The following is a 4,768-nucleotide window of genomic DNA, read 5'->3' as shown; positions in this document are numbered from 1 at the left end:
GCCTTCTCTGGATTCGTACTCACGGCGATGACAAGGCGGGGAAAAAGGCGATGAGCCCGCCTGGCGATATCGATGTGACCGAAGGTGAACGGATCGAACGTCCCGGCGTAGATAGCCAGCGCCATCACATTGCCTCCCGTCGATAGAGCTGAAGGGCGGCGGCGCCATGCCGAACCTCGCGAATGAGCGCCAGCCCCACAGGGACCTGGATCGGGATGGCCTTCGTCGATCGTTCCAGAATCACCATGCCGGTCGGCGCAAGAAGCTCCGTCGACGCGATCAAACCGATGACCGCCGCTGCGTCAGTGTGCTGGTAGGGCGGATCCAGAAAGATCAGATCGAATTGCCGTGATCCATCAGCCGCCCGGCGCAGGTACCGGATAACCTCCATCGGAATCACCTCAGCCCGGTCCCGGAATCCGGACGCTTCGAGGTTTCGGTGGAGCATCGCAAGGGCCAACCGATTGTGCTCAACGAAGACCGCCCCGGCAGCGCCACGACTCAAGGCTTCAATCCCCACGGCCCCCGTTCCCGCATACAGGTCGACAAAGATCCTGCCCTCCACCTGTTGTGTCAGAAGATTGAACAGAACCTCACGCAGATAGTCCGAGGTTGGCCTCGTCATTCTTCCGCGAGGAGCCAGAATCCGTCGCCCTCTGGCGAGACCGCCGATCACCCTCATAAAGTGTACCTGAACAAATATTTACTTCTGCGCTTGATTTTACTCAGTTACCACCTTATAATTGCACCTCGTCGGGCACGATCATTCGATAGCCATTAACCATCGGAGGTACTGCCATGCCATCCACACATCCCAGCCAGTGCGAGATATGCGGACGTGGTCCGCGAGTAAGCAGTCAGGTCAGCCATGCTCACAACGTCAGCAAACGCCGCCAGCAGATTAACATTTCGCGCCATCACGTTGTCATGAATGGGACCCGACGTCACATCGCGCTCTGCACACGCTGCCTGCGATCCGGACTCGTCCAGAAGACCGGATGAGAGGGTGCGGTCCGTGCGTTAGCCGCGAAGACGCTCTACTCCCATCACCCCGTTGATCTGGCGAATCGCTCCCATCGCTGACTGAAGCTGCTTCAGGTCGGACACCTCAAGCGTAAAGGTGTTCAATCCCTTCCGGTCCTCCGTCACGCGTATATCAGCCTGAGCAATATTAATCTTACTCGCGGAGATCGCCAAGCTGATCGCAGCCAGAATCCCGGGTCGGTCCTCCCCGATCATCACGCGGATCTTGACCTGGTGGGCGATCTTCGGTGCCGCATCCCAGGAGACGTTGATCTTTCGATCCGGGTCGTATAAGAGCTGGTCTATATTCGAGCAGTCCCTGCTGTGAACCGAAACTCCGCGCCCGCGAGTAATGAATCCGACGATCTCATCACCGGGGAGCGGACTGCAACATCTGGCGAACCGAACGAGAAAATCGTGTGCTCCCAGAAGGGTCACGCCCTCATCCGGCTGCTGGCGAATCTTTCGCTCCGGCTTGACCTCTCCTTCATGCGGCAGCTCATCTGCGGGTAAGAGCTTTGCGATGGCCTGTCGTGGGGAGAGCTTGCCGTAACCGACGGTAGCATAAAACTCGTCCGGGCTGGCATAACCATGGCCGGCGAGGACCTTCCCGACCGCATCCGCCTTAAGAATCTGAGAAGGGCTCTTGCCGAGTCTCCGAAGCTCCTTCTCCAGCAAGTCCTTCCCGAGACTGATACTCCTGACCTTCTCTTCGTTTTTTATCCATTGCTTGATCCGTCCTCGCGCCCGCGAGGTTTTGACGAGTTTCAGCCAGTCACGGCTTGGATGGTGTTTTGCATCGGTCAGGATCTCGATAATGTCGCCATGCTGCAGTTCGTATCGCAGGGGGACCAGGCGGCCATTCGCTTTGGCTCCAGTGCAGGTAAGGCCGATATCGCTGTGGACGCCAAACGCAAAGTCGATCGGACACGCCCCTTTTGGAAAGTTCTTCACATCCCCTTTCGGCGTAAACACGTAAACTTCTTCAGGGAACAGATCAACCTTTACCGTCTCCAGGAACTCCCGGCTGTCTTTCAGATCACGCTGCCACTCCAGGAGTTGTCGAATCCAGGCAAACCCTTTGTCCGCCGGGTCAAGCGCCGCCTTCCCCTCCTTGTACACCCAATGGGCCGCAATCCCCTCCTCTGCCGTTTTGTGCATCTCATGGGTTCGAATTTGTATCTCTACGGGTTCGCCGACCGGGCCGATCACTGTGGTGTGCAGGGATTGATACATGTTCGACTTCGGCATCGCGATGAAATCCTTGAACCGACCGGGGATCGGCTTCCACAGGGAGTGGATCACGCCCAGCGAGCCATAGCAGTCCTTGACCGATTCGGTAATTACCCGGACCGCCGTCAGATCATAGATCTCATCGAACTCCTTCTGTTGATCGCGCATCTTCTTGTAAATGCTATAGAAATGTTTGGGCCGTCCTATGATCTGGGTCCGTATGCCGACCTCAGTGAGCTTCTGCTGAAGGATCCCAATGGCCTCGTTGATATCCTTCTCGCGCTCCCGTCGTTTCTTCGCGATTCGTGCTGCCAAGTCCTGGTAGATGTCGCGTTCGAGGTAGCGGAGAGCGAGGTCTTCAAACTCGGCCTTCATCCAGTAGATTCCAAGACGGTGCGCGATGGGGGCGTAGATGTCGAGGGTCTCTCTGGCAATCAGCCGACGTTTCTCCTCCCGAAGCGGTTCAAGGGTTCGCATATTGTGGAGCCGATCAGCCAGCTTGATCAGGATGACCCGGATATCCTTCGACATTGCCAGCACCATTTTCCGAAGGCTCTCGGCCTGATGCTCGATACGGCTGCCGAAGGGGAGCTTACTGATTTTCGTGAGGCCGTCCACGAGATTGCCGATCTCGTCGCCAAAGGCCTCTTTGACCTCCTCTAAAGAGGCATGCGTATCCTCGACCACATCGTGCAGGAGGGCGGCGGCGATGCTTGCCACATCCATCTTAAGATTCGCCACAATCTCAGCCACGGCTATCGGGTGCGACAGGTATGGCTCTCCCGAAATCCGCTCCTGGCCTTTATGCACTCTGGCGGCAAAGTCGTAGGCCCGTTGCAGCAGGGTCACATCCGCGTCGGGTGATGCTGCGCGAACCCGTTCAATAATCGGCTCGATCCCCATTGCTCTCGTGCCTATCGTTGCTGATCTATTCTGCCAATCTCCCATAGCCTTTATAACACTTTATTTTTAGCATACTTTCGTGGACTTTCCAAAGGCTTTCAGGAGGCTTCGCTCTGACGCTTGATCTGCTTTTCGGTAGGTACGCCTTAGAGTCTCAGCAGGCTGAGGATCTCCTCTTGCCGGACAGGACCCTGCCTCACAATGACGGGGGGGCTTACACTGACGTCCACGACGGTTGACGGACTCCCACCGGCTACAGGACCCCCATCCAGAATCAGGTCCACCTGATCTCCAAGCTGGCGCCGCACCTCTTGAGCGTCCAGGGGCTCTTTGCCGCCCGAACGGTTCGCGCTTGTCCCGGTCACTGGGCTGCCGAACTGCCCGATCAGGGTAAGCGCAACGGCGGAATCGGGGACCCTGAGGCCGATCCGACCGGTCCCGGCGGTAAGCAGCGCGCAGATCCCGCGAGGAGCCCGCAGCACGAGGGTCAGCGGGCCAGGCCAGTAGCGCTCGGCAAGCCGAACGGCTGCCTCTGGCAGTTCACCGATCAATTGGATCGCCATCGTGAGATCGGCTACCAGCAGTGGGATAGGACTCCTCAGGCTGCGGCCCTTCGCGGCAAAGACGCGCCTGACTGCAAGCGGGTTCGAGGCGTCGGCTCCGAGGGCGTACAGAGTGTCGGTGGGGAACGCCACCAGGCCGCCGTTGCGGAGAACCGAGACGGCTCGGGCCATCGCGGAAGCCGACGGGACCTGAGGCGAGACGATACGCCTTAGCGCTTGGGCGTTTGGTCGGTCACCTGTTCGAACCATCCTTGAAAGCTGCCCCCTTTCTTTACCTGGTAGATTACGTAAGGTGGCTTGACCAGATCTCCCTTCTGGTCCCACCGGAGCCGGCCGAGAGCGCCCATATAGGTCATCCGATGTAAGGTCTGCGAGACTTGAAGTAAATGGGGCCGCGATTGAGCCGTTGGCTTGGTACGGGCAATGGCCGTAAAAAGGGCGCCCGCTGCGTCGTAGGCGTACAGTGTGTATGGGCCGATAGCACCGTACCGATCCTGAAAGCGCTTGATGGCGGCCTCAGCCGATGGCAGCAGCATGGGGTCTGGCGCAAAGGTCAAATAGGTTCCGATGGCCGCAGTCTCTCCTGCAAGGTTAACGAACTCCGCTCCGACCATCCCATCCCCGCTGACAAGGGTAGCCTTGATCCCCTGCTCCCGGAGTCTCCTTGCTAGCAAACCGCCCTCACGATAGAGCCCCCCGAAATACACCAGGTCCGGCTCCTTCGCCTTGATCTGTTCGATCGCTGAACCAAGATCCTTTCTGTCTGACGAAAGCGCGATGCTGGTTACGCTGAGACCGCGCCGCTCATGCACCATCCATCGTTCGAACGTCTTCGCAAGCGCCTGACCATATGGCGTCTGATCATGCAGGATAGCCACACGGCGTGGATGAAGTGTGTCAAGGACGAACTCTGCCGCCACCCGTCCCTGCTGATCGTCCCGCCCACATGTGCGAAAGAGGTTCATGAACCTTTGCTCTGTGAGTCGCGGGTCGGTGCTGGATGGCGTGATCTGAGGAACTGCAGCCGCGTGATAGATCGCTGAGGC

General features: G+C 58.3%; 6 protein-coding genes. 1 reads left to right on the top strand and 5 read right to left on the bottom strand.

What is annotated here, in order from left to right; genetic code table 11:
* On the bottom strand, nucleotides 1–125 hold a 125-nt coding region (locus PHV01_RS12735; protein WP_337291533.1), incomplete at its 3' end, for an adenylyltransferase/cytidyltransferase family protein.
* Nucleotides 125–682, bottom strand: a complete 558-nt coding sequence (gene rsmD, locus PHV01_RS12730; protein WP_337291532.1) for a 16S rRNA (guanine(966)-N(2))-methyltransferase RsmD — start codon at nucleotides 680–682, stop codon at nucleotides 125–127. The genes PHV01_RS12735 and rsmD, both read right to left, overlap by 1 nt.
* Before the next feature lie 116 nt (nucleotides 683–798).
* On the opposite strand from rsmD, the gene rpmB reads away from it, so the two are divergent.
* Entirely contained in the window at nucleotides 799–1,002 is a 204-nt protein-coding gene (gene rpmB / locus PHV01_RS12725; protein WP_337291531.1) for a 50S ribosomal protein L28, read from the top strand.
* 18 nt (nucleotides 1,003–1,020) lie between these two features.
* On the opposite strand, the gene PHV01_RS12720 is transcribed toward rpmB, so the two are convergent.
* The 3 genes from PHV01_RS12720 to PHV01_RS12710 all read right to left on the bottom strand — a co-directional run.
* Nucleotides 1,021–3,159 carry a bifunctional (p)ppGpp synthetase/guanosine-3',5'-bis(diphosphate) 3'-pyrophosphohydrolase gene (locus PHV01_RS12720; protein ID WP_337291530.1) on the bottom strand — a complete coding sequence of 713 codons (2,139 nt, stop codon included), beginning with the start codon at nucleotides 3,157–3,159 and terminating at the stop codon, nucleotides 1,021–1,023.
* 146 nt (nucleotides 3,160–3,305) lie between these two features.
* Nucleotides 3,306–3,971, bottom strand: a complete 666-nt coding sequence (locus PHV01_RS12715; RefSeq protein WP_337291529.1) for an L-threonylcarbamoyladenylate synthase — start codon at nucleotides 3,969–3,971, stop codon at nucleotides 3,306–3,308.
* A partial coding sequence (locus PHV01_RS12710; protein WP_337291528.1) for a branched-chain amino acid ABC transporter substrate-binding protein occupies nucleotides 3,932–4,768 on the bottom strand: 837 nt, incomplete at its 5' end. The genes PHV01_RS12710 and PHV01_RS12715, both read right to left, overlap by 40 nt.

This window comes from Candidatus Methylomirabilis sp. (assembly GCF_028716865.1).
Classification (GTDB): domain Bacteria; phylum Methylomirabilota; class Methylomirabilia; order Methylomirabilales; family Methylomirabilaceae; genus Methylomirabilis.
This window is presented reverse-complemented; position numbering and strand designations above follow the sequence as displayed.